This is a genomic window from Streptomyces prunicolor NBRC 13075, assembly GCF_000367365.1.
Lineage (GTDB): Bacteria > Actinomycetota > Actinomycetes > Streptomycetales > Streptomycetaceae > Streptomyces > Streptomyces prunicolor.
The window spans coordinates 1-21,942 of the sequence record NZ_BARF01000014.1 but is presented as its reverse complement, the minus strand read 5'-3'; the positions used below and the strand labels follow the sequence as shown (position 1 = coordinate 21,942).

18 protein-coding genes are annotated in these 21,942 nt (G+C 70.5%); 11 read left to right on the top strand and 7 right to left on the bottom strand.

Annotated elements, in window-relative coordinates; translation table 11 throughout:
• Window positions 1–2: 2 nt before the first annotated feature.
• Entirely contained in the window at window positions 3–2,927 is a 2,925-nt protein-coding gene (locus SPR02S_RS64330; protein WP_026150266.1) for a CHAT domain-containing protein, read from the top strand.
• A gap of 21 nt (window positions 2,928–2,948) precedes the next feature.
• Here SPR02S_RS64330 and SPR02S_RS05870 read toward each other — a convergent pair whose 3' ends face one another.
• The gene (locus SPR02S_RS05870) at window positions 2,949–4,178 is read right to left on the bottom strand and encodes a PP2C family protein-serine/threonine phosphatase (RefSeq protein ID WP_019056001.1); all 1,230 of its coding nucleotides are present in this window, start codon (window positions 4,176–4,178) and stop codon (window positions 2,949–2,951) included.
• A gap of 123 nt (window positions 4,179–4,301) precedes the next feature.
• Here SPR02S_RS05870 and SPR02S_RS05865 point away from each other — a divergent pair, with 123 nt between their 5' ends.
• Both SPR02S_RS05865 and SPR02S_RS05860 read left to right on the top strand, forming a co-directional pair.
• Window positions 4,302–4,856 carry an AAA family ATPase gene (locus SPR02S_RS05865; RefSeq protein WP_019056000.1) on the top strand — a complete coding sequence of 185 codons (555 nt, stop codon included), beginning with the start codon at window positions 4,302–4,304 and terminating at the stop codon, window positions 4,854–4,856.
• A complete protein-coding gene (locus SPR02S_RS05860; RefSeq protein ID WP_052346924.1) occupies window positions 4,853–5,716 on the top strand; it encodes a fructosamine kinase family protein in 864 nt (287 codons plus the stop codon). Before SPR02S_RS05865 ends, SPR02S_RS05860 begins: the two co-directional genes overlap by 4 nt.
• A 275-nt stretch (window positions 5,717–5,991) precedes the next feature.
• On the opposite strand, the gene SPR02S_RS05855 is transcribed toward SPR02S_RS05860, so the two are convergent.
• Window positions 5,992–7,419, bottom strand: a complete 1,428-nt coding sequence (locus SPR02S_RS05855; protein WP_019055998.1) for an alkaline phosphatase family protein — start codon at window positions 7,417–7,419, stop codon at window positions 5,992–5,994.
• A gap of 255 nt (window positions 7,420–7,674) precedes the next feature.
• Window positions 7,675–8,898 (bottom strand): PP2C family protein-serine/threonine phosphatase, encoded by a 1,224-nt coding sequence (locus tag SPR02S_RS05850; protein ID WP_019055997.1) that lies wholly within the window; start codon window positions 8,896–8,898, stop codon window positions 7,675–7,677.
• 169 nt (window positions 8,899–9,067) lie between these two features.
• On the opposite strand from SPR02S_RS05850, the gene SPR02S_RS05845 reads away from it, so the two are divergent.
• The 6 genes from SPR02S_RS05845 (at window position 9,068) to SPR02S_RS64705 (ending at window position 12,312) form a co-directional block, all read left to right on the top strand.
• Complete coding sequence (locus tag SPR02S_RS05845) at window positions 9,068–9,421, top strand: hypothetical protein (RefSeq protein WP_019055996.1); 354 nt, start codon at window positions 9,068–9,070, stop codon at window positions 9,419–9,421.
• Between the two features lie 210 nt (window positions 9,422–9,631).
• The gene (locus SPR02S_RS65660) at window positions 9,632–10,315 is read left to right on the top strand and encodes an ABC transporter substrate-binding protein (protein WP_052346923.1); all 684 of its coding nucleotides are present in this window, start codon (window positions 9,632–9,634) and stop codon (window positions 10,313–10,315) included.
• Window positions 10,302–10,955, top strand: coding sequence for an extracellular solute-binding protein (locus tag SPR02S_RS65655; RefSeq protein ID WP_078622822.1), 654 nt, complete (start codon window positions 10,302–10,304; stop codon window positions 10,953–10,955). The genes SPR02S_RS65660 and SPR02S_RS65655 overlap by 14 nt, the downstream gene beginning before the upstream one ends.
• A complete protein-coding gene (locus SPR02S_RS64325; protein ID WP_019055995.1) occupies window positions 10,952–11,128 on the top strand; it encodes a hypothetical protein in 177 nt (58 codons plus the stop codon). Before SPR02S_RS65655 ends, SPR02S_RS64325 begins: the two co-directional genes overlap by 4 nt.
• 57 nt (window positions 11,129–11,185) lie before the next feature.
• Window positions 11,186–11,509 (top strand): ABC transporter permease family protein, encoded by a 324-nt coding sequence (locus SPR02S_RS64320; RefSeq protein ID WP_019055994.1) that lies wholly within the window; start codon window positions 11,186–11,188, stop codon window positions 11,507–11,509.
• Window positions 11,506–12,312 carry a glycoside hydrolase family 3 C-terminal domain-containing protein gene (locus tag SPR02S_RS64705; protein WP_019055993.1) on the top strand — a complete coding sequence of 269 codons (807 nt, stop codon included), beginning with the start codon at window positions 11,506–11,508 and terminating at the stop codon, window positions 12,310–12,312. Before SPR02S_RS64320 ends, SPR02S_RS64705 begins: the two co-directional genes overlap by 4 nt.
• Before the next feature lie 65 nt (window positions 12,313–12,377).
• On the opposite strand, the gene SPR02S_RS05820 is transcribed toward SPR02S_RS64705, so the two are convergent.
• The 3 genes from SPR02S_RS05820 to SPR02S_RS05810 all read right to left on the bottom strand — a co-directional run bounded on the left by SPR02S_RS05820 (window position 12,378) and on the right by SPR02S_RS05810 (window position 16,837).
• The gene (locus SPR02S_RS05820; protein WP_063746238.1) at window positions 12,378–14,516 is read right to left on the bottom strand and encodes an RICIN domain-containing protein; all 2,139 of its coding nucleotides are present in this window, start codon (window positions 14,514–14,516) and stop codon (window positions 12,378–12,380) included.
• Window positions 14,517–14,731: 215 nt separating this feature from the next.
• A complete protein-coding gene (locus tag SPR02S_RS05815) occupies window positions 14,732–15,781 on the bottom strand; it encodes a substrate-binding domain-containing protein (protein ID WP_019055991.1) in 1,050 nt (349 codons plus the stop codon).
• Window positions 15,782–15,952: 171 nt separating this feature from the next.
• On the bottom strand, window positions 15,953–16,837 hold the full coding sequence (locus SPR02S_RS05810) for a LysR family transcriptional regulator (RefSeq protein ID WP_019055990.1): 885 nt from the start codon (window positions 16,835–16,837) through the stop codon (window positions 15,953–15,955).
• Between the two features lie 115 nt (window positions 16,838–16,952).
• Between SPR02S_RS05810 and SPR02S_RS05805 the strand changes: the two genes are divergently transcribed.
• On the top strand, window positions 16,953–17,846 hold the full coding sequence (locus SPR02S_RS05805; protein WP_019055989.1) for an MBL fold metallo-hydrolase: 894 nt from the start codon (window positions 16,953–16,955) through the stop codon (window positions 17,844–17,846).
• A gap of 9 nt (window positions 17,847–17,855) precedes the next feature.
• On the opposite strand, the gene SPR02S_RS05800 is transcribed toward SPR02S_RS05805, so the two are convergent.
• Window positions 17,856–19,352, bottom strand: coding sequence for a serine/threonine-protein kinase (locus SPR02S_RS05800; protein ID WP_019055988.1), 1,497 nt, complete (start codon window positions 19,350–19,352; stop codon window positions 17,856–17,858).
• Between the two features lie 272 nt (window positions 19,353–19,624).
• Here SPR02S_RS05800 and SPR02S_RS05795 point away from each other — a divergent pair, with 272 nt between their 5' ends.
• Window positions 19,625–21,862 carry an MMPL family transporter gene (locus tag SPR02S_RS05795; RefSeq protein WP_019055987.1) on the top strand — a complete coding sequence of 746 codons (2,238 nt, stop codon included), beginning with the start codon at window positions 19,625–19,627 and terminating at the stop codon, window positions 21,860–21,862.
• Window positions 21,863–21,942 lie beyond the last annotated feature (80 nt).

Here is a 21,942-nt window from a genome sequence, read left to right as displayed (position 1 = left end):
GGATGCCGGATGAGGGACGGATACCGGATGAGAGCGGTGTGGTGACACCGCTGTACGGAGAGCCCTTCGACAGCGGTCTCGCCCTGGCCGAGGAACATCAACTGGCCGCCGATCTCGCCTCCTCGGTCTCCGTCTACGAGGAGTTGCTCACGCTGGCCGAGTCCCTCGACGACTCGCCCGACGTGCGGTTCCTGCGGGCGCATCTGCTGCAGAACATCGCGAGTGTCCAGCTCAGCGCCACGGACCTGGCCGGGGCGGAGGACGCCAACAAGCAGTCCCGTGCACTGCTCGACGACATCGCGTCGGCACCGATGGGTCCGCGCGGCCGTCAGCTCTGGCTGGAGATGCTGCTGCGGACCCTGATCTCCGGAGCCGACCTCCTGCGCAGGACCGGACGTCTGGACGAGGCACTGGCCTGTCTCGACGAAGCGGCGGTCAGGCTGCCCGAGTTCGACGACCCCGACGGACTGCGCGCCTCCGAACTCGGCCTGAACCGGGCGCACTTGCTGATGGACCGAGGTGAGTGGGGAGCCGCCGAGGACCAGGCGACGGCGCTGCTGTCGACCACGCCCACGACCGCGGTGGAGACGATCCCGCGGCTCCTGGTCGCCCTCGGACTGATCTGCTCCTCGACCGGGCGGTTCGACCCGGCCGAGGACTACTTCGCCCGCGCGGAAGAGCGTTTCCGGGCGCTCGGGGACACCGGCGGGCAGCACACCCTACTCGCGCACCGGGCGTACGCGGCGATGCACCGGGGTGAACTCGGCCTCGCGGAGCGGCTGTTCGCGGAGGCGTCCGCGTTCTTCGAGCGGCAGCGGTGGTTCGGCGACCTGGCGGTCTGCGAGCAGGCGCGTGCCTTTCTCGCCGGTCGGCGTGGCGACGCCATCGGCGCGGAGGAGCTGCTGGCGGCGAGCCTGGCCCGGTTCGAACGGCTCGGTGCCTCGCTCGCCGCCGCCGACTCCATGCTGCTGGGTGCCCAACACGCCTACGACCAGGGCGACATCGACGAGATGAAGCGGCTGGCCCAGGCGGCGCGGGACGTGTACCAGGAGCGGGAGGTGTACGAGCGGTGCGCACAGGTCGATCTCATGCTCGCCCGCACTCTTGAGGACAACCTCAACCGCACCGATCACGGCGATCACGAGCGGGAGTCGATCGACACGGCGCTCTCCTTCGCCCTGCCCGCCGCACTGGCTCTGGAAGCGGCACGCTACGACTTCGCGACCGCCCACGCGCGCAGTCAGTGGCTCCAACTCGCCGACGAGGCGATGCAATTGGTGTTCCGCCTCGCGATCCGCCGACAGGACCAGGGTCTGCTCTTCGAACTGGCCGAACACCGTTGCGCGGGTGCCTCGTTGGCCCTGGACCGCACACCGCCCACCGCCGAGCCGGTCGAAGACCCCGCGTCGGTCTTCCCGAGCGCGGCCATGAAGTCGTACGCGCACCCCGAGCACGCCGAGGGCACGATGACGCTCGGCGGTGTCGCGGCGGAGGCCGCGGCCTCGGTCGGCCTGCGGGTCGCGCCGCCGCCGAAGGTGCGGATGTCGGCGCAGTCGGGGCCGGGCCGCGTCGCGCTGCAGGAGTACATCGCGGCGGCAGAGTTCCGCTATCACCGGCGGATCGCGCACGAGGAAGCGGTGCCGTTCTGGATCACCGACGACCTGACGAGCCGCCCGGTGGTCCAGGTCCGACTGGCCGACGCCGGCGACCTGTTCATGACCTGGATCTGGGCGGGCGGGGCCCAGGGGTTCGGCACCGGACACGGGCCCGGTGCCGAAGTCGACCAGGCAGTAAGGGAGTTGGTCGACGCACTGCCGGGAGCGGGTGACAGGGCGGAGGGCATGCGCCGAACGTTCGACGATGGCGCGCTGGCCGAGCCCGGACGCGAACGCCGACTCGCGCGAACCCTTGCCGAGGCCCTGTGGCCGGAGCAACTGACCGCGCAGATACGCCAGGTGGCGGAACGGGCGGGCCGTCCCCTCGTACGCATCCAGCCCTCGCCCCGTGTCGCCCAAGTCCCCTGGGAACTGCTCGCCGTCGACGACGGGACCGACGTACGGCTCATCGACCTGGCGGACGTCGTGACCACCGCACCGGCATCACTGCGACCACGCAAGCCGGCGCCCGCGACAGCACAGGCCACCGACACCGGCCCGGTCGTTCTCGTCCTCGACCCCCGCGTCCCCGGCTTCCGCGCCGATTCCCCGCTCGGCTCGGTCCTGGGACCACCCGGCTCCGACCCGGAGTTGCTGTCGCTGGTCCGGCGCCGCCTCGACGGAGGCGACGTCGTACCGTCCGTCGCCACCCCCGCGGAGGCGTTCCGCCGCACGGACCTGGACCGGGACTGGCTGAGCGAGGTACTCCGCAAGGGCGCCCGCAGGCTGCTGTACGTCGGGCATGTGAGCGGTGCGCCGGTCGAGGGCGGGCAGAGCGAGGACGGCACCCTGCACCTGTGCTGCGACGCGGGGACCGCCGGCCTGGCCGAGCCGCTCCGCGCCCACCGCCCGCTCTCCGCCAAGGACTTGCTCCTGGGCTCACTCCCCCTCCGCGCGGACGGCGAACCAGGCGCGCGGATCTGGCCCGCGCCGCCCCGGGTCGCCCTCATCGGCTGCGAGAGCGGCGGCGATCTGCGGTTCGCCGAGTCCTTCGGCCTGGCGGCGGCGATGCTGTACAACGGCGCCGAACTGGTCACCGCCACCCGCTGGGTGCTGCCGACCAGTCTCGCCTTCCACCGACTGGCCCAACTGCCCGAGTCCGTACGCCCGTTGACGCAGGCGATCGTCGCCGTCGACACGGCTCACGAGGACGAGGACCCCGTGCGGAGCCTCGGCGGCTGGCAGCGCGAGCAGCTCGACCGCTGGCGCGCGGACGGCCGTATCGAGCACTCGCCGCTGCTGTGGGCGGCGCTGACCTGCATCGTCGTATGACCCGAAACGGCCTACGGCGAGTCAGAGCCGCACGATGATCAGGGCCGTGTCGTCGGTGGCGCCGCCGTGCGGGAGCAGTTCGAGGAGTACGGCGTCGGCGAGGGCTTCGAGGTCTATGCCCTGGTGGCGGACCAGGGAGTCGGCGAGGCGGGCCAGGCCCTTGTCGATGTCCTCGTGGCGGCGTTCGATCAGGCCGTCGGTGTAGAGGACCAGGGTGGAGCCGCGGGAGAAGGCGGTGCTGGCCTGCGGTCGGGGTATCGGGTCGGGACGGGCGTCGAGCGGCGGGTCGGTGGCCCGGTCCAGGAACTCCACGCGGCCGTCGGGATGGACCAGGGCGGGCGGTGGGTGCCCGGCGCTGCTGTAGGTGATGGTGTGCCGGTCGAAGTCGACGAAGGTCGTGACCACCGTGGCGGACTCGGCGCCGTCGACCACGTTGGCGTAGCGGCCCAGGACGTCGAGGGCCTCGGCGGGGCCGTCCGCGACGCGGGAGGTGGCGCTCAGGGCACTGCGCAGCTGGCCCATGACGCCAGCGGCGGCCAGGCCGTGGCCGACGATGTCCCCGACGGAGACGCCGATACGGTTGCCGCCGACCAGGTCGACCACGTCGTACCAGTCGCCGCAGACGTTCAGGGAGCCGACCGCGGGCCGGTAGCGCACGGCGATCTGATGACCGGCGCCCTGCCGGCGGGTGGGCAGCATCGCCTCTTGCAGCGCCAGGGCGACCTCGCGTTCGCGGGCGTGGGCGCTGCGCAGGCGTTCGTTGACCTCCTGGAGTTCGCGGGCGCGGGTGTACAGCTCGGCCTCCAGGACGCGGGTGCGGCTGCCGCCGGAGCTGCCGCGGGCCCGGATCAGTTCGGTGACCTCCTCCACCCGGTGGACAAGGAGGACGACCTTGCCGTCCGGGTCGAGCACGGGGGCGTTGACCGGGCTCCAGTAGCGCTGCTCCCACTTTCCGGGACACGTCGTCGACTCGACGTCGTAGCGCTGGAGGGCCATGGTGTCGCGTTCGCCGGTGGTGGTGACGCGGCGCAGCGAGGTCTCCAGGTTGCGCATGCCGGTGGCGGCGGGGTCGTTCGGGTTGTCCGGGAAGACGTCGAAGAGGAAGCGGCCGACGACCTGCTCGCGGGTGCGGCCGGACATACGCAGGAATTCTTCATTGGCGTCCGCGTACACCAGGTCGGGGGTCAGCAGGGCCACCATGCCGGGCAGCCCCTTGAACACCGCCGCGTAGTCGATCTCCGCGTCCGTCATGGCCCTGCCACCAATCGCCGCTATCACACCATTTTCCCACGATATAAGCAGACCGGATGCACCTCAGAGGGCACTTTGCGGTCACCCGGTCACTCAGTGCCACACGGTGGATAGGGTGCCCCGGTGACAACGCCCTCCTCCCCCACCCGGCTGATCGTGCTGCGCGGCAACAGCGCCTCCGGCAAGAGCTCGGTGGCCACCGGTCTGCGCGAGCGGTACGGCCGCGGCATCGCCCTGGTCCGCCAGGACGTCCTGCGGCGAGAGGTGCTGCGCGAGCACGACATCCCCGGCGGCGCGAACATCGGCCTGATCGACCTGACCGTCCGGCACGCTCTGGCACACGGCTTCCACGCGGTGCTGGAAGGCATCCTCTACTTCCCTCACTACGGCGAGATGCTGTCCGGCCTGCTCGCCGACTTCCCCGACCGCACGCACTGCTACTACCTAGACGTACCGTTCGAGGAGACCCTGGCCCGGCACGCCACGAAGCCCATCGCCGACGAGGTCACCGAGCACCAACTCCGGGAGTGGTACCAGCCGTTGGATCTGCTGCCGGGCGGCGTCGAGACGGTGATCCCGGCGACGAGCTCGCTGGAGGAGACAGTCGACCGGGTGCTGCGCGAGTCCGGCCTGTGGGTCGGGGACTCGTTGACCGGCCGCTGTACGCTGGCCCCGTGATCCATCGCGAGACTCCGGGTACGGCGGCGGCCCGGCTCACCGGGTGCGCGGTGACCGGCGCGCGTCCACTGTCCGGGGCGGTCACCGAAGTCGAGCTCAGCGGTGGGCAGTTGGTGATCGTCAAGGGCGATACGGCTCCCGGCGCGGTACGGGCCGAGGCGGCGGGGCTGCGCTGGCTGGCGGACGCCGGTACGGTCCGCGTGCCCGCCGTGCGCGGAGTGGACGAGCACTGGCTGGTCACCGACCACGTCCGCACCGGCCCGCCGAGTGCGCGAGCCGCCGTCCGGTTCGGCCGTGACCTGGCCGCCCTGCACGCCTCCGGCGCACCCGCGTTCGGCGCGCCACCGCCCGGCGGTCCCGCGGACGCGTACATCGGGCTCGCCCCGATGCGCAACGTCCCGGCCACTGACTGGCCCAACTGGTATGCCGGGCAACGGGTGTTGCCCTACCTGCGCCGAGCGGTCGACGCGGGCACCCTGCGGCACACCGAGGCGACGGTCGTGGAGCGGGTCTGCGAGCAGCTGCCCCGACTCGCCGGTCCCGCCGAGCCGCCCGCACGACTCCACGGCGACCTCTGGAACGGGAACGTGCTGTGGGGCGCCGACGAACACGTCCGGCTGATCGACCCGGCCGCACACGGCGGCCACCGGGAGACCGACCTGGCGATGCTGCACCTCTTCGGCTGCCCGCACCTGTCCGAGGTGCTGGACGGCTACCAGGAAACAGCGCCGCTCGCCCCCGGCCGGCCCGACCGCATCGGCCTGCACCAGCTGTTCCCGCTGCTCGTCCACGTGGTCCTGTTCGGCCGCGGCTACGCCGAGCGGACGCTGTCGGCGGCACGGGCGGCCCTGGCGGGATGACAGCGGCCGGGGCCGTCCGTCACGGGGTCCAGGTCGGACACTGCTGGTGCACGTCGCACTGTTCGCCGCGGCCGGGCCGAGCGCACCACCTCAGCCGCGCGGGTGGTCTTGGCCGAATGACAACAGACGAGGCCGCCCGTCACAACGGCCCAGGTCAGACGCCACCGGTACACGTCGTGCCATCCAGCCCCGGCCACGCCGAGCGGAACACCTCAACCACGCGAGCAGCCCCGACCGAATGACACTGGTCAGGGCCGCTCACCACGTGAGGCTGGTCAGACGTGCGGGCGGCGGCCCCGCTCCTGGTGGGGGAACTTCTGGTCCGCGCCCGGGAGCGTGGGCTTCGGCAGTGTCGCCACTTCCTCCTTCGCCTTCTCCAGCTGTTCCGCCGTGTCGTCGGGCAGCCGGGGTGAGCGCGGGCGGGCGTCGCGGAAGCGGAACGCGGAGGTGAAGTCGCCGAAGGTGTCACGGCGCCAGTCGGTGACGTTCGGTTCCTCGACGCCGGTGAACCGCTCCAGGAACTGCAGCGCCGAGGTGTGGTCGAAGGCCTCCGAGGCGACCCAACCGCCCACGGTCCAGGGCGAGATGATGATCGCGGGGACGCGGAAGCCGCCGCCGATCGGCAGGCCCTGGATGAACTCGTCCTTCGTGCCCGCGGGCGGGGTCGGCGGGACGACGTGGTCGAACAGGCCGTCGTTCTCGTCGTAGTTGAGGATGAACGCGGTCTTGCGCCACACCTTCGGGTTCGACGCTATCGCCTCGATCTTCGACGCGACGTAGTCGGCACCGGCGGCCGGGAGGTAGTCCGGGTGCTCGGACTGGTAGCTCGTGGGGCAGATCCACGACACCGTCGGCAGCCGGTCGTTGCGGGCGTCGTCCTCGAACGTGCCGTGCGGCTGCGGGCGTACACCCCGCTCGTACAGGTCGGAGCCGGGCTGGGCGTTCTTGAACGAGGCGAACTGCTCCAGCATGTTGGTGCCGTAGTCGTCCTCCTCCTGGTACACCTTCCAGCTGACACCGGCGTTCTGGAGGCGCTCCGCGTACGTCGTCCAACGGTAGGGCGCGGGCGCGACGTTGCTGATGATCGGGCCGCCCTGCGTACCGCCCGGGTCGATCGAACCGGTCATCCACATCAGCCGGTTGGGCCAGGTCGGCCCGAACACCGAACAGAAGTAGTTGTCGCAGATGGTGAAGGTCTCGGCGAGCGCGAACTGGAACGGGATGTCCTCGCGCGTGTAATAGCCCATCACGTAGGGGCCGTTGACGCCGTCGGCCGCGCGGTGGGCCGGCAGCCACTGGTCCATCTTGCCGTTGTTCCAGGCCTGGTGCTGGACCGACCAGGCGTGGCTGGTGGACGGGATGGCCTGCGCGCTGGAGGTGTGGGTGTCGAGGTGGAACGGGAGGAGGTAGCCCTTCGGGTTCACCGCGTCCGGCTGGTAGAAGACGCTGCGCCCGGTGTCGAGTTTGCGTGCGCGCGGATCGGCGAATCCGCGAACGCCGGACAGCGTGCCGAAGTAGTGGTCGAACGACCGGTTCTCCTGCATCAGCATGACGACGTGTTCGATGTCGCGCAGCGAGCCGTTCTTCGGCGGTTCGGCGGCGACGGCTTTCTGGACGCTCGGCGGGAGGAGGGAGAGTGCCGCGGCGCCGCCCACTGCGCCCGCGGCGGAACCCAGGAGTCTGCGACGTGTCAACTCGGCCATGATTGCCCCTTCTTGAGGACCTTCGAGGGATCTCGTGGACCAGACCTCGGACCACTCTCCGCCCGTCTCGGTAGGGGGTGTCAGGGGCGTGCGATGAATTTGCGGCCAACGTGCGGAAAGGGGTTGGCCAAGCCGTGACCGGCAACATCCGGGCGTTGCCGAGGTGTTGCCAAACCTTGGGGGACGGCTGGCGGACACATGAGCCGGCCCGGCCGGGGACACCGGTGCCGTACGTGATTCCCGTTCGCGAAGTTCCTAGGCGGGGTTCCTCGGGCGCAACCGGGCGGCGATCGCGGCCACGTCGTCCTCCGCCTCCTGGACGTGCAGGCGCAGCACGATGTCGTCGAGGAGGCGGGAGACGCCCTGGCCGGGGTGGAGGCGGAGCCGGGCCAGGCGGGCGAGGGAGACGTCGATGTCCTCGCCGCGGCGCTCGACCAGCCCGTCGGTGAACATGACCAGGGTGTCCTCGGGGGTGAGGGCGAGCGTGGTCATCTCGTAGTCGGCGAGGCCCGTGCCGAGGGGTGGGCCGACGGGGACGGGGATCAGTTCGCCGACGCCGTCGCGGTGGAAGACGGCGGGCGGGAGGTGGCCCGCGCCGGCGAAGGCGGCCGTGCCGCGGTCCGGGTCGAGGAGGGCGAGCAGGCAGGTCGCGGGGCGGCGGTTGTGCTCCTCGGACATGGCCGTGTCCATCTGGCGCAGGATGCGGTGGGGTGGCAGATCGGTGGAGGCGACGTAGCGCAGCATCGAGCGGTAGGCGTTCATGTCGACGGCCGCGTCCAGGCCGTGGCCCATGACGTCGCCGATGACGAGGAGGGTGCGGCCGTAGTGCAGTCGTACGGCCTCGAACCAGTCGCCGCCGACGAGGGTGCCGGTGCCCGCGGGCAGGTAGCGGGTGGCCATCTCGACGTTGGGGTGGGGGCGGCTGGGTTCGGTGAGCAGGACCTGTTGCAGGTTCAGGGCGGTGGTGCGCAGGCGATGGTGTTCGACGGCGTGGTGCAGATGGGCGGCGGTGAGCCGGGCCGCGTAGTGGACGGCGGCGGCCTCGTCGTCACCGAACGACCGTCCCTCGCGGATGGCGAGGAGTGCGCCGTAGGCCTTGCCCCAGGCGGTCAGCGGCACGGAGAGAGCCGCGAGTACGCCGTGGTCGTTCGTGGTGAAGGACGTGGTGATCGGGTGGCCGGCGTCCAGGGCGCGGACCATGACGTCCTCGCGTGGCGCGGTGCGCAGGCTGTCCAGCAGTTCCTTGCGGCCCTCGGCCGCCATCGGGTGCAGCATGCCGTGCGGTGCCGGGCGCGCCTCGTCCTGTGCGAACAGGTCCACGGCCGCCGCGTCGCACAGCTCGTCGACGAGGAACCGCGCGCACTCCGCCGCCGTCCTGCGCTCGTCGAGCGTCGACCCGATGGCGGACACGGCCCGCTCCGCGAGCGCGAACCGATCCGTCGCGCCCGCCTCCGACCTGCCAACCCCGTCGCCGTCCACCGCGGCCCCTTTCTGCCGCCCCCATCCCAACACCCGCGCGGGCGTTCGGACGGTAGCGACCCGTGGCGCGATGGGATCGGGCCGCGGGCGAAACTCCGTGGCCGGGGCACCCGTAGCGCCGATACCGTCCGATCCGACCCCTTGATCCCCTGCGCAGAGAGCGACTCCGATGACGAACCGGCGACCGACCACCACCCTCTGGCGCCCCACCGGCCCCATTGAGCTGGACCTGGTCAAGGCGCTCGACTGGCGCGGCTGGCCGCCCCGGCTGCCCGAGCAGCCGATCTTCTACCCGGTCCTCAACGAGGACTACGCGATCCGGATCGCGCGGGACTGGAACGTCAAGCACGACGGCGCCGGCTTCGTGACCCGCTTCGAGGTGGAGTCGGCGTTCCTGACCCGGTATCCCGTCCAGCAGGCGGGCGGGAAGACGATCCTGGAGCTGTGGGTGCCGGCCGAGGAGCTGGACGAGTTCAACGCCCACATCGTCGGCGAGATCCGGGTGGTGCACGAGTTCCGGTGAACCAGGAGGGACCCGCCATCCCTCGGCGTCGCGAAAGCGTTTCGTAACCGAGGAATTTCCCGTGCTTGTCCTGGGTGTGAATTCCGTGTCAGTGTCCCCGCCAGCGGGCAGGCGAGCCGCGGTGGGGCATCCGAAAGTCTTTCGGGCCGGTATCCGTTTCTGCCTCTGGCCTGCGCATTTACGGCATGCCGAAAGAAGAGAGGCACACCCATGCGGGGAATCCCGGTCACCGGACGTCTCGGAAGCCCGAGAATTCGACGCGCCGTCGCGGTCACGGTCGCCCTGGCCGCCGCCACGAGCCTGGCCGCGTGCGGGTTCTCGGGACCGTCCACCTCGTCGTCGAAGGGCCTGACGATATGGGCGCTCAACGACCAGACGATCCTCAAGCAGTCGGTGGACGCCTACAACAAGGACCACCCCGACGCGAAGATCACCCTGCGGCTGTTCTCGAACAACGAGTACACGCAGAAGCTGCGCGTGGCCTTCGACGCGAACCAGGCCCCGGACCTCTTCTTCAACTGGGGCGGCGGCGCCCTGAACGACTACGTCAAGGCCGGCAAGGTCGATGTCCTGAACGCCACGGACGTGAACGCGGACCGGTACACCGACAGCGTGATGCAGAGCGCAACCTTCGAGGGCAAGGTCTACGGCGTCCCCGTCAACGGCCTCGCCCCGGTCGTCCTCTACTACAACAAGAAGGTGCTGTCCGACGTGGACGTCCAGCCCCCGAAGACGTACGACGGCCTGCTCGCTGCCGTGAAGAAGCTGAAGGGCAAGGGCGTCACGCCGCTGTCGCTCGCGGCCGACTCCAAGTGGCCGACGCTGATGTACCTGGAGTACCTGGTCGACCGGACCGGCGGCTCGCGCGTGTTTCGCGAGGATCGCCTCGGGTGACGCCGCCACCTGGAAGGACCAGTCGGTCACCAAGGCCAACCAGAAGCTCCAGGACCTGGCCAAGGCCGGCGCCTTCGGGAACAACGCCTCCTCCGTCACCTACGACCAGGGCGCCTCGACCGCGCTGCTCTACACGGGCAAGGCCGCCATGGAGGTGATGGGCACCTGGGAGTACGCCAACATCGCCAAGGCCGCGCCCGACTTCCTGAAGAAGGGCGACCTCGGCTACACCGCGTTCCCGGCCCTGACCGACGGCGCGGGCAGCGCGGCGAACATCGTCGGCAACCCGTCGAACTTCCTGTCGCTGAACAAGTCGTCCAAGAACAAGTCGGACGCGCTGACGTACCTGAAGAACTACGTCCTCAACGGCTCCCAGGTCGACGCCTACCTCGCCTCGGGCAGCGTCCCGCCGGTCAAGGGCCTGGACTCGAAGCTCGCCGCGGTGAAGTCCTCGTCCGACAAGGCGTGGCTGACGTTCGTCTACGACCTGGTGGACAAGGCCCCGAGTTTCCAGCTCTCGTGGGACCAGGCGCTGCCGTCCGACCAGGCCGACCCGCTGCTGACCAACACCGACAAGTCGTTCCTGCGGCAGATCTCGCCCGCGGAGTTCGGAGTGAACATGAGCAAGGCGGGGTCGTGACCATCACCACCACCCCCGTACGCCGCAGAGGAGGGAGCGGCCTCCTCATGGCCGCCCCGGCCCTGCTTCTCTTCGGTCTGTTCGGTTTCGTGCCCCTGGTCGGCGTGGCGGCGCTCAGCGTCGCCCGCTGGGACGGGCTGGGTTCCATCGGCTGGGCGGGCGCCGCCAACTGAACGTCCGTCCTCACCGACAGCGCCACCTGGCAGTCGGTATGGCTCACCCTCAAGGTGATGGTGGTCAGCCGACTGGTACAGACGCCGATCGCCCTGGCGCTCGGCCTCACCTGGCAGGCGCTGCTCGACCCGTCCTTCGGCATCGGCTCCGCCCCCGGTCTGCACTGGCTGGCAAAGCCGCTGCTCGGTTCGCCCGAACTCGCCCTGTACACCGTGATCTTCGTGATCGCCTGGCAGTTCCTGCCGTTCCACGCCCTGCTCTACCAAGCGGGGATATGGCAGATCCCGACCGCCCTGTACGAGGCCGCCGCGCTCGACGGCGCCGGACCGGTGACGCGGTCCGGCTTCACCCGGATGGACAGCCGGCAGGAGGGCAGGTGAGCACCACCGTGACCAGGACCCGCACCACCACCGCACGGGAGACCGTCCCCACCCACCGGGCGGTGCCGCCAAGTCCCGTCCGGCGCAACCCCGTTCCCGGGCTCCGCCGCCGCGCCCTCACCGGCGGCGCCACGCTCTTCTGGACGGCGCTCGTGGTCGTCCCCATCTACTGGCTGGTCGTCACCAGCCTCCGCAGCCGGTCCGACTTCACCTCCGACAGCCTGCTCGCGATCGTCCTGCCCTCGGCGGCGTTCGCACTGCCGATCACCGTGATGATCCTGGTGAGTTTCCTGCCGGACGTGCCCCGTTCGCTGTTCGAGGCGATGATCGTCGACGGCGCTGGCGACTGGCGCATGCTGTGGTCGCTCGCGGTGCCCCTGGCCCGCCCGGCGCTGATGGCGGTCGCCGTCTACGACGGTCTCCAGGTCTGGAACGGCTTCCTCTTCCCCCTCATCCTCACCCAGAGCGGTGGCAAGGCCGTACTGCAAGTCTTCCTGCCGGGCGAGGAGGGCGGCCGTGCGGTGGCCCAACTCCTGGCCGGTGAGGCCAACTTCAGCGGCAAGCTCCCGGTACAGATCCCGATCACTCCGGGCGGCCAGCCCTACACCTACCTCCACGCACCGCTCGCCGACCGGCAGAGTTGGCTGTCCAACCTCGACCCGACACCGGCGTTCCCCTTCGGGCACGGCCTGTCGTACACCACCTTCGAGATCGACGAGCTTGCCGTGGACCGCGAACTGGTGCCGGTGGACGGCGAGTTCACGGTCGCCGCGCGGGTGCCGGGGAGCGTCGAACGGGAGTAGAAGCAGCGGCACTTACACGAAGCGGCGCCACCGTATCCAACGGTGGCGCCGCTTCTGTCATGTGCCTAGGCGCGGGTCCACTGCTGGGTCGCGTTGCTCAGCCCGGTCCACAGCTCGACCTTCGAGCCGTTGGCCGTACCCCAGTTGGTCACGTCGATGACCAGACCGTTGGAGCGGTTGACGATGGTGCCGTCCACGCGGAAGGCCCACTTCTGGCTGTTCTTTCCGTTGCAGGCCCAGAGGATGAGCGTGGTGCCCGCGGTGGTGCCGTCACCGTTCGCGGCCAAGCAGTTGCCGTTGACGCGGAGTTCGCCCGCGGCGGTCTGCGTGATGGTTTGGTTGGCGTTGCCCGAGCAGTCGTAGATCTGGACCTGGACGCCCGTCGCGCCGTTCGGGACGTCGAGGCAGCGGCTGGAGTTCGTGCCCTTCAGGGTGAAGGTGGAGGCGGTGGGGAGTGGGTCCTGGACCAACTGCCAGTCCTGTGAGCCGTCGGTGGTGGCCGCCGCCACGGTTACGGAGCCGCCCGCGGTCGAACCGGTCATGTAGAGGCTGGTGTTGAGGACCGAGCGGAGCTTGTAGTAGCCGCTGGTCGAGGAGGCGACCTGGGTCCACTGTTTGTCGGTGGCTCCGTCGTCGACCCACTGGGCCAGCTTCTGCCCGGCCGTCGCCGTGCCGGTCCAGATGGCGGCCGAGCGGCCTCCGGCCTTGTTGAGCAGCGTGATGTTGCTGCCCTTGGCGGTCAGGTGCCAGCGCTGGGTGGTGGCCGCGGTGTTCGCCGCCAGGACGAGGTCGGGGGTGTTCCCGGTGAGGTTCGCGTCCTGGGTCTTGCCGGACGCGGTGCTGAGGACTTGGCCGGTGAGCCGGTTGACGAGGCTGTAGTAGGCGCCGTCGGAGCGGCCGAGGTCGACCTCGGCGTACTTCACGGGGCCCACGCTGGTACCGCTCCACGAGGCCTGGAGGACGAGGACGCGTCCGGTGCCGTCGACGTACTGGAGCATGCGGCTGTACCCGGCCGCGATCGACGTCTTGTACTCCTTCCAGGTGCCGGTGGACAGCCCGGACTCGTTCACCCAGACGTCGCCGCTGCCGGAGGCGTTGTAGACGATCCGGCCGTCCGGCATCGGGAGCAGCACCGGGCTGCCGCCGGTGGAGAGGATGGCGCCACCCGAGGGCACAGGGAGTGCGGTGATCGCGGCGTCCGTGGCCGAGAAGAACTTCGTCGGGTCGTCGGATATCCGGTAGCGGACGTTGGTGCCGCCGCCCCAATATTCGTACGTCAGAAGCCACTTGCCGTCGGTCGTCGGGGCGATGGTCGTCATACCAGGCCGGCCGCCGCCGATCTCGGTCTTGCCGTTGCCCATGCTCACCGTGGCGCCCGGGACGTCAACTACCGGAGAACTCCAGGACGTTGTGCTGCCGCCGTCCCAGGTGCGGTGCAGGAGGACCTGGCCGCTGGAGTCCGTCGCCGTGGCGTTGTCCGGGTCGAGGGTCGGGGCACCGGTGGTGGTGTTGTAGCCGGTGTAGTCGTCCTCGTCGGAGTAGTAAGCGATCAACGTGCCGTTGTGGGCGAGGAGATGGGGTTCCCAGACGGGGTCGACCTGCGCGTAGGTGTTGGCCGTGGAGACCCGGCCGACGCTGCCCGCGCTGCCGCCCTGCCAGCTACCGGCGGTGATGATGTTCTGGATGGACCAGGTCGCGCCGTCGTCGGTGCTGGAGTACAGGGCGAGCGCCACGTCCTTGCGGTCGCCGTCACTGGTGGGCGTCCAGCTGGAGTTGGCGGCCTTCTGCTCCTGGTAGTAGTAGTCGTCGCCGGAGACGATGCTCGCCAGCAGCAGGGTGCCGGCGGTCAGACTTCCGACGTTCTGCGGAAGGACGTAGAGATACGGGTTGGTCCAATTGCTCGTGTATTTCGCGTACTTGGAGTCGCTGGAGAGATACGCGGGGGCTTTGACGTCGGACAGTTTCGCCCAGGTCGTGCCGTCGTCGTCGCTCTTGTACACGGGCAGGGTCTGGCCGACCGGAGCGGTCTGGTCGTTCTCGAAGGTGGCCACGATCCGGCCGTCCGCCAGCTGGGCCGACTTCGGGTAGAGCACACACGGACTCTTGCTGCACGCGGCGGTGCTGGTCGCCGTATACAGATTCGCGGGACTCGGCTGATAGGCAGAGGCAGTCGTCGTGGAGGCGATGGCGAATGCCACGCCCATGCCGAAGGCGGTCGCCGCAGCGAAAGCCTTTCGCGCCCAAGATCTGGTCAACGGCGTTCCTTTCACCGGGGAAGGCGCGCACCACGTTCCAGGGGTGCCGGAATTTCCGGAGGTCCCAGGGGGATGGAATGGGGGTGCGGAGCAGGAAGCCAGTATTCGGATACGACACCGCGATGTCACCGGCACGTGTCGAAAGCGTTTCGCAGGATGGGGAGTTACGCGGTATTGACGTGCTCTACGGGACGGCGCACGGAGGTCGAGGTCCGCAGGACGAGTTCCGTGGCCAGCTCGATGCGCGGCGACACCGGCGGCCGCCCCTGGGCGAGTTCGAGGAGCACCCGGGTCGCCTCGCGTCCCAACTCCTCGAAGGGCTGGCGTACGGCGCTCAGCGGCGGGCAGGCCATCGCCGCGACGAGTGTGTCGTCGAAGGACATGACCGCCAGGTCGTCCGGTACGGCGAGCCCCTGCTGACGCGCCGCCTCCAGCACGCCGAGCGCCTGTGCGTCGCTGGCCGCGAAGACGGCCGTCGGCGGGTCGGCGGCGCGCAGGACCTGGCCTGCGGTGGCGAGGGCCTCGGCGTAGTCGAAGTCGGTCGAGCGGACGATCGCCGGATCGTAGGCGATCCCGGCCTCCTCCAGCGCGGCCCGGTAACCGTGCACGCGCGCCGCCCCGGCCAGGGAGTGGGAGCGGCCCGCGACCATGCCGATCCGGGTGTGCCCGAGCCCCAACAGGTGCTGTACGGCGTCGCGGGCGCCGCTCCAGTTCGTGACGCCGATGCTGGGGATGTCCTCGGAGGGCGCGCTGAGCGGGTCGATCAGCACCACCGGGAGCCGCTGCTCGACGATACGGCGCTGGTCCTCCTCGGAGAGCATGGAGATCACGATGACGATCCCGGCCGCGCCGAGCGCCACGCACTGCTCCAGCCACCCGGAGATCGACCGGCGGCTGGTCGTCCCGGTGACCACGTCGATGCCGAGCGCGCCGGCCGCGTCCACGATGCCGCGGACCACCTCCAGCGTGTACGGCCCGGACAGGTCCCGGAACACCGCGATGATCTGCCGGGATGTCGCGGGATCGCGCTCCCAGGGCCGTACGAAGCCGTGCCGGGCGAGGAGTTCCTCGACCCGCTCGCGCGTCCGCGCGCCGACGTCGCGGCGCCGGTGCACCACCTTGGACACCGTGCTGAGCGAGACACCCGCCTCCGTGGCGATGCTCGTCAAGAGGCCGTACTGCGCCTCCAGTTGTCCCTTGCCGCGACCTGTCACCCGATGCCCGTTCCGCTCGCCGAACACCGATGCGCCGGACCGCATCGCGTAGCTGGCCAGTAACTTTGCCGCAAGGTAACGGGGCGCGGAGGCAAGAGCGGTGCACACCCCTCTCACACGGTTGGACCTGCGGGGAACGCGCGGGGTGACCGGCGTGCGGCCGCGCGGTCCTCATCCCGCGCGAGCCGGGTCGGTCGCGCGATGGACGGTCTCGGCGATCCGCACGAACGACCGGATCAGCGCGGTGGCATCGGCCTCGCGCCAGGCGATGACAAGCGCGCTGGGCGCCATGTCGGTCAACGGCACCACGGTCAGGCCCTCGGGCAGGGCGTGCCCGAGCGGCATGAGCCCCACGGTGCCGTTCCACAGCACGGACTGCAGGCACTCCCGAGCCGTCCGTACGACGGGCCCGTCACGGCGCCGGCCGTCGCCCGCCGCGCCCGTCCAGTAGGCGTGCCACACCGGGTCCGTGCCGTCCGGGAAGCGGAACCAGCGGCGCTCGGCGAGGTCGGCCAGGCGCAGGCCGTCACGCTGGGCCAGGGGGTCGTCCGTACGGAGGACCACGCCGACCCGCTCCGAACGCAGGGTCCGGGTGGTGATGCCGGTGTCGTCGAAGGGTGTCCTGGTCAGCGCCACGTCGACGAGCCCGGCCCGTAGTCCCACGGTCGGATCGGTCAGGTCCGACTCGCGTATGAGGATGCGGGCGCCGGGGTGGTGTTCCCGGTAGGCGGCGGCGAGCCGCGTGCCGAACTGTTCCGCGCTGTCGGCGAGGGTGCCCACGGTCAGGGTGACCGGCCCGGCCAGCGCGGTCACCCGGGCCCGCACCCGGTCGGCCTGTGCCAGCAGGGCGCGCGCCTCCTCGTGAAGCAGGACACCGGCCGGAGTGAGCGCCACCCCCGTCGGCGAGCGAAGCAGGAGGGCGCAGCCGAGCTCGGTCTCCAGCTGTTTGATCGCCCGGCTCAGCGGCGGCTGGGTCATCCGCAGCCGCGCGGCGGCCCGGCCGAAGTGGAGTTCCTCGGCGACCGCCACGAAGTAGCGCAGCGTGCGTAGCTCCATGACCGGCAATGATACCGAGGCGGTATCGGCCGGACAGGATCGGTCTTGGACACCGTCGAGGGTCCGGCGGTGGAGTGGTGGGCGAACGAGATCGCCGTACTGCTGAGGAGTCACCATGGCCGACCGCGTGTTGCCGGACCCCGTCGTGCACATCGCCGAAGTCCGGGAACTGGACCGCGACTTGGTGGTCGTGCCCGACGGGCGGGTGCCGCTGGTGCCCAACATCGGTGTCATCGGCGGCCGGGACGCGGTGCTCGTCGTGGAGACGGGCCTGGGACCGCGCAACGCCGAGAAGGTGCTGGAGTTCGCGACCGAGTACGCCAGGGGACGCAGGCTGTACCTCACGACGACCCACTTCCACCCTGAACACGCCTTCGGGGCGCAGGTGTTCGCGGGCGAGGCGACGTCCCTCGTGAACCGTGCGCAGGCCGAGGACCTGAAGGTGAAGGGCGCGGGCTACCTCGACATGTTCCGCGGGCTCGGCGAGCCGGTCGCCCGGCAGCTCGAAGGGGTCGTACTGCCGGAGCCCGACCTCGTCTACGACGAGGCGTACGACCTCGAACTCGGCGGCCGGACCGTGCAGTTGAGGGCCACAGGGCGGGCGCACAGCAGGGGCGACCAGGTGGTCCGGGTGCCGGACGCTGGCGTGCTGTTCACGGGGGACCTGGTGGAGGCCGGGCAGTTCGCGATCTTCCCGTGGTTCCCGCCGTACGACACCGATGTGTCCGGCACGCGTTGGCTCGCGGTGATGGAGCGGCTCGCGGGCGAGGGGGCGCGAGTCGTCGTACCCGGTCACGGGGCCGTCGGTGGGCCGGAGTTGCTCGCGGACGTCCGTGACTATCTGCGGCTGCTGCGGGACGAGACGTGGGTCCGCCGCGACTCGGCGATGAGCGAGGAGACGATCGTCGAGGAGGTCCGGGCGCTCATGATCGAGCAGCATCCGGAGTGGGTCGAACGGGACTGGATCGAGAAGGGAGTTGGCTGCCTCTGCGCCGAACACCCGGCGTGAGCAAGCGAGTTACGACGCGCTCGTCACGAAGCCGTCCCTGGCCGTGTCGAAGACGGGACGGTAGGTGTCCCACTTCGCGTCCGGGGCCGAGAGGTAGATGTCGTACTCGCGGCCGCCCTCCCGGCCGAAGCCGAGGTCGATGGCGCGGAACACCCGGGCCCGGCCCTGGAAGGTGAACTCCCAGATCGCGGCGGGCTGTTGCTGGAAGGTGGTCTGCTGCATGCGGAGCCTGCGGTACGTCGGGTAGTTGACCTTGGTGTTGGCCTCGATGTCCGCGAAGTGCGTGCTCGGGTTGGGGCCCGCCGGGTCGACGATCCCGATGGTGAGTCCGGCCAGGCCCGTCTCGTCGGTGTAGGTGACCCCCTCCGCCGTGCGCTTGCCGGCCTTCCAGCCGTCCGGCACGGGGAAGGAGACACCGAGTTGCTGGTCCCTGACGAGCTGATAGCCCTCCGGCAGCGGCGAGGCGGAGGCCGTGGGCCGGCTCGCCGTGTCGTCGGGTGCGGACGTCGACGTCGTGTGCAGCACGAACGCCGTCGCCGCGACAGCCGCGGCCACGGCGACGGCGATCCCTCCGAGGAGGAGCCCCTTACGGCTCCGCCGCCGTCCGCGGCCGGAGTCTCCCGCCGGCTTCGGCTCCGGTCGCGGGACGACCAACTCGGCGGCGGGCGGGGGCAGTTCGGCCGTCGAGTCTCCCCACCACGCGGTCTGTAGGGCCCGCTCCGCCTGTGCCGCCGTCGGCCGCTCGTCGGGCTCCTTGATCAGGAGCGCCTCGATGAGCGGCTCCAGCGGGCCGGCCTGCTTCATGGGTTCCATCGGGTCCGTGGCGATGGCGTACGCGGTCTCCATCGCGGTGACCCGGCGGAACGGCGGGCGTCCCTCGACGGCCTGGTAGAGCGTGGCGCCCAGGGCCCACAGGTCGGAGGCGGTTCCGGGAGTGAGCCCGCGGATCCGCTCCGGCGCCATGTAGTGGATGGAGCCGACCATCTCGCCGGTCTTGGTCAACGTCGACGTCCCGTCCGTCACGGCGATGCCGAAGTCGGTGAGGACGATCCGGTCGCCGGCGCCGAGCAGGACGTTGCCCGGCTTGACGTCGCGGTGCAGCACACCGGCGGCGTGCGCCGCGCGCAGGGCGGCGACCATGTCCAGGCCGATCCGGGCCGCCTCCTGGTACGGCAGGGTCCGGCCGTCCTTGAGGAGATCGGCGAGCGTGGAGCCGGGGACGTACTCCATGACGATGCAGGGGCGGCCGCCGTCGTCCACGACGTCATGGACGACGATCACGTTCGGGTGCGCGATGCGGGCGGCGCTGCGGGCCTCGCGGCGGGTGCGCTCGAAGAGGGTGGCGAGTTCGTCGGCGGAGAGTTCCGGGCGGGCGTGCAGCCGTTTGATCGCGACCTGGCGGCCGAGCACCTCGTCGTCGGCCCGCCAGACGGTGCCCATGCCGCCCCGGCCGATCTGCTCGGTCAGCGTGTAGCGCCCGGCGATGCGACGCCCTTCGTCCGACACGGTGTCCTCCGCCGGTTCTGTCCACGTTCGATTCGCCTGATCACCATAACCGGCTCTTGCCGCGGGCCCTGTGGGGCGGATCACGGCGCCCACCGTCGACGGGAGGGACGCGCGCCTCGACTGGAGGGTGGAGAAGGCCTAGTACCCCGGTACTAGTCACCCCGGCCGTTTTCACTTCCCCGGTGCTGCGGAGGCGAGGAAAGCCGCTCATAGCGTGAAGCCATGGGTCGCGCAGGCCCTCCACTTTCTATCGAACCTGGTCGGAGTACCCCATGGCCACCTTCCTCTACCGGCTGGGCCGGTTCTCGTTCCGGCGCCGACGGCTCGTTCTGATGCTGTGGATCGCCGTCCTGGCGGTCGTCGGCATCGGTGCCATGAACGCCACGACGAGCACGTCCGACAGCTTCAGCCTCCCCGGCACCCAGTCGCAGAAGGCGATCGACCTGCTGGAGAAGGAGTTCCCGCAGGCATCCGCCTCCGGCGCCACCGCCCGCGTGGTGTTCGAAGCGCCCAAGGGACACACCTTGGCCTCCGGCGCCGACCGGACCGAGGTCCAATCGCTGATCGCCGACCTCAAGAAGGCGCCCCAGGTCGCGAGCGTCTCCGACCCGTACCAGAGCGGCCTGATCAGCAAGTCCGGCACCATCACCTACGCCCAGGTCACCTACAAGGTGACCCAGCCCGACATCACCGACGCCGCGCGCGACGCGCTGCACTCCGTGGCCGACAAGGGCGAGAAGGCCGGCCTCGCGGTCAGCCTGGGCGGCAACGCCGTACAGGAGAAGGCGGGCAGCAGCAGCACCGAGCTGATCGGTCTGCTGATCGCGGCCGTGGCGCTCGTCATCACGTTCGGGTCGATGCTCGCGGCCGGGCTGCCGCTGCTGACGGCGATCTTCGGGGTCGGGACGGCGGTCGCCGCCATCACGGTCGCGAGCGCGTTCTTCGACCTCAGCTCGAGCGCCTCGACGCTGGCGCTGATGCTGGGCCTGGCGGTGGCCATCGACTACGCCCTGTTCATCGTCTCCCGGTACCGCAACGAGATCCGCGACGGCCACGAACCGGAGGAGGCAGCGGGCCGCGCCCTGGGCACCGCCGGTTCCGCGGTGGTCTTCGCCGGTCTCACCGTCGTCATCGCGCTGGCCGGTCTGAGCATCATCGGCATCAGCATGCTGACCACGATGGGCCTGGGCGCCGCCTTCGCGGTCGTCGTCGCCGTACTGATCGCGCTGACCCTGCTGCCCGCGGTGCTGGGCTTCGCCGGGATGCGGATCATGGGCAGCCGGTTCACCAGCCGCCGGATGCGCGCCCTCCAAGAGGGCGGCAAGGGCGAGGCGGCGGGCGTGCGCTGGGCCCGGTTCGTGACCCGCAACCCGCTGAAGATGCTGGTCGTCTCCGTCGTCGGGCTCGGCATCCTCGCCATCCCCGCCCTGTCGATGCGCCTGGCCCTGCCCGACGACAGCACGTCCGCGCCGGGCACCAGCGAGCGCATCGCCTACGACACGATCTCCAAGGGCTTCGGCGACGGCTACAACGGCCCGCTGACCGTGGTCGTCGACGGCCAGAACAGCAGCGACGCCAAGACCGCCGCGCAGGACGCGGTCGCCCAGCTCGGCAAGCTGTCCGACGTCGCCGCCGTGCGCCCCGCGGTGTTCAACCAGAGCGGCGACGTCGCGCTGATCTCCGTCGTACCGAAGAGCTCGCCCAGCAGCGCGGCCACCGTCGACCTGGTCTCCGAGATCCGCGACCGGGGCCCCGCCCTCAAGGACGACACCGGCGCCGAACTGCTGGTCACCGGCACCACCGCGCTGAACATCGACGCGTCCAACAAGCTCAGCGGCGCTCTGATCCCCTACCTGGGTGTGGTCGTCGGCCTGGCCCTGGTCCTGCTGCTCCTCGTCTTCCGCTCGATCCTGGTCCCGCTCAAGGCGGCCCTCGGCTTCCTGCTCAGCGTGCTCGCCACGCTCGGTGTGGTCGTCGCGGTGTTCCAGTGGGGCTGGCTGGCGGACCTGTTCGGCGTCAACCAGACCTCGCCGATCGTGAGCGTCCTGCCGATCTTCATGATCGGCGTGGTGTTCGGACTCGCCATGGACTACGAGGTGTTCCTGGTGACCCGGATGCGGGAGGCGTACGTCCACGGGGCCGAGCCCACGGAGGCCGTGATCGCGGGCTTCCGGCACAGCGCCCGGGTGGTCACGGCCGCCGCGGTCATCATGATCTCCGTGTTCGCCGGGTTCCTGCTGGACGACGTGGCGCTGATCAAGTCGATCGGCCTGGGCCTCGCCGCCGCCGTCCTCTTCGACGCGTTCGTCGTCCGGATGACAATCGTGCCCGCGGTCATGACCCTGCTCGGCCGCCGCGCCTGGGCGCTGCCCGGCTGGCTGGACCGGAAGCTGCCCAACGTGGACGTCGAGGGCGAACGGCTGCGCCACCTGCTGGCCGAGGAGCCGGACGGCGACTCCGGCAGCGCGAGCCAGGCGCCCGTGTCGTCCGTCAGCACCGGCAAGAGCTGAGGCAGCGGCCGTACGATCCACACCAGGACGCCTGTTACGGACGTACGGCCGCCGCCCCTGTCGACCACACCGTCCCCGCC